The sequence below is a fragment of the Lentzea kentuckyensis genome (assembly GCF_002150765.1).
Taxonomy (GTDB): Bacteria; Actinomycetota; Actinomycetes; order Mycobacteriales; family Pseudonocardiaceae; genus Lentzea; species Lentzea kentuckyensis.
Genome location: NZ_MUYM01000133.1, coordinates 1 through 2,451, shown reverse-complemented (window position 1 = coordinate 2,451; position 2,451 = coordinate 1). Strand labels below are relative to the sequence as shown.

Sequence of the window (2,451 nt, the reverse complement as noted above, 5' to 3'; positions counted from 1 at the left end):
AGCACTACTAGGTGCTTACCCCTTGGACTTACTCATCTAGGTGGCGCACCAGCCAGAGCGCCCGAATCACAGCGAGTTACCCCCTCGTGGCCTCTTCGGGTGAGACCCAGATCGCAGCGCATCAAGAACGCGTAAAGGAACCCGGCTGGGGTGTCAAATTGTCGTCAGACACCCCTGACGTGCGTGTTTTCGCCATGCACGCTGACCTGCGTCAAGGTCACGTCGTTGTTGGGAAGGGAGCGCGTCATGGCCGATCTGGCCTACGCGTTGCTGTTGATCGGAAGTTTCCTCGTGCTTGGTCTCACCGTGCGCGGACTGGAGAAGTTGTGAGCGGCACCGGATCGGTCGCGAACGTCATCGCGGGCGTGATCGCGCTCGCCCTGATCGTCTACCTGTTCATCGCTCTGATCAGGCCGGAGAAGTTCTGATGTCACCCACTGTGGCCGGCCTGCTCCAGGTCGGCATCCTCGTCGCTGCCTTGGCGGCGGCCTACCGGCCGCTCGGCGACTACATGGCGCGGGTTTTCAGCGCCACCAAGCATTCCAAGCTGGAGCTGGTGATCTACCGGGTCGGCCGGATCAACCCGGACAGCGAGCAGAAGTGGAGCACCTACGCCTACGGTGTGCTCGGCTTCTCGTTCGTCAGCGTCGTGCTGCTCTATGTGTTGCAACGGATCCAGGCCTGGCTGCCGCTCGGCTTCGGCCGCGGCAACGTCTCTCCGGGGATGGCGTTCAACACGGCGGTCAGCTTCGTGACGAACACGAACTGGCAGTCGTACGTGCCGGAGACGGTCATGGGCCACACGGTCCAGATGGTCGGCCTGACCGTGCAGAACTTCGTGTCGGCCGCGGTCGGCCTGGCCGTCGCGGTCGCGCTGGTGCGCGGGTTCGTGCGGCACCAGACCGACCGGCTCGGCAACTTCTGGGTCGACCTGGTGCGCGGGACGATCCGGATCCTGTTGCCGATCGCTTTCGTGGCGGCGCTCGTGCTGATCGTCATGGGCGTGACGATGAGCCTCAAGTCCGGTGTGGACGTTGACGGCCAGGTCGTCGCCAACGCGCCGGTCGCGTCGCAGGAGGCGATCAAGGAGCTCGGCACCAACGGTGGCGGTGTCCTGAACGCGAACTCGGCGCACCCGTTCGAGAATCCGAACGAGTGGTCGAACCTGTTCGAGATCTTCCTGCTGCTGGTGGTCCCGGTCGCGCTGACGCGCACGTTCGGCCGGCTCGTCGGCAACAAGAAGCAGGGGTACGTCCTGCTCAGCGTGATGGGCCTGATCTGGGCCGCGATGCTCACCGTCATCTGGGTGGCCGAGGCGAACGGCCTGCGGCCCTTGGAGGGCAAGGAACTCCGGTTCGGCATCCCGGCCAGCGCGTTGTTCGCCAACTCCACCACGGGCACGTCGACCGGCGCGGTCAACTCGTTGCACGACAGCTTCACCGGCCTCGGTGGTGGCGGTGCGATGCTGAACATGTTGTTCGGGGAGATGACGCCGGGCGGTGTCGGCACCGGGCTCTACAGCATTCTGGTGATGGCGATCATCGCGATGTTCCTGGCGGGCCTGATGGTCGGCCGTACGCCCGAGTACCTGGGCAAGAAGCTGGGGCGCAAGGAGGTCACGGCCGCGGCGGTGTCCATCCTGGCGATGCCGACGGTCATGTTGATCGGCGCGGGCATCGCGGCGATTCTGCCCAGCACGAGCGGTGCGTTGAACAATCCGGGATCGCACGGCCTGTCGGAGATCCTGTACGCCTATGCGTCGGCGTCGAACAACAACGGATCAGCGTTCGCCGGCATCACGGTGACCAACGACTGGTTCCAGGCCTCGCTGGGCGTCTGCATGGCGTTCGGCCGGTTCATCCCGATCGTCGCGGTGCTCGCGCTGGCCGGTTCCCTCGCGGCACAGAAGAAGGTGCCGGTCACCGCGGGCACGCTGCCCACGACCGGTCCGCTGTTCGCGACGTTGCTCGGCGGCAGCATCGTGCTGGTCGCCGCGCTCACCTTCGTTCCCGCCCTTGCTCTTGGTCCCATCGCGGAGGCTTTGCTGTGACCAGCACACTTCAGCGGACTCCGGAAGAGATCCGCGACCGGCACGCCGAGAACCTCGGGCACAAGGTCGGCAGCGGCATCTTCAACCCCCGGCAGCTGCTCACGTCCCTCCCGGACGCGCTGCGCAAGTTCGACCCGCGCTACCAGCTGCGCAACCCGGTCATGTTCGTGGTCTGGGTCGGTTCGCTGCTCGTCACGGTCTTCGCGGTCACCGACCCGAGCGTGTTCACCGTCGCGGTGGGGGTGTGGCTGTGGTTCACCGTGCTCTTCGCGAACCTGGCGGAGGCGGTGGCGGAAGGTCGTGGCAAGGCGCAGGCGGACTCCCTGCGCAAGACCAAGAAGGACGCGGTCGCCCGCAGGCTGACCGAGGACGGCTCCGAGGAACGCGTGCCCGGCACCGAT

Annotated in this window: 2 protein-coding genes and 1 pseudogene; all 3 read left to right on the top strand. The window is 65.9% G+C overall.

The window, feature by feature from the left end:
* Positions 1-326 precede the first annotated feature (326 nt).
* Positions 327-428: a K(+)-transporting ATPase subunit F gene (gene kdpF, locus B0F77_RS41455; RefSeq protein WP_086668549.1), complete on the top strand. Its 102-nt coding sequence runs from the start codon at positions 327-329 to the stop codon at positions 426-428.
* A complete protein-coding gene (gene kdpA / locus B0F77_RS41450; protein WP_086668548.1) occupies positions 428-2,050 on the top strand; it encodes a potassium-transporting ATPase subunit KdpA in 1,623 nt (540 codons plus the stop codon). The genes kdpF and kdpA overlap by 1 nt, the downstream gene beginning before the upstream one ends.
* A pseudogene (locus tag B0F77_RS41445) lies at positions 2,047-2,451 on the top strand (potassium-transporting ATPase subunit B); the annotation flags it as partial. The gene kdpA and the pseudogene B0F77_RS41445, both read left to right, overlap by 4 nt.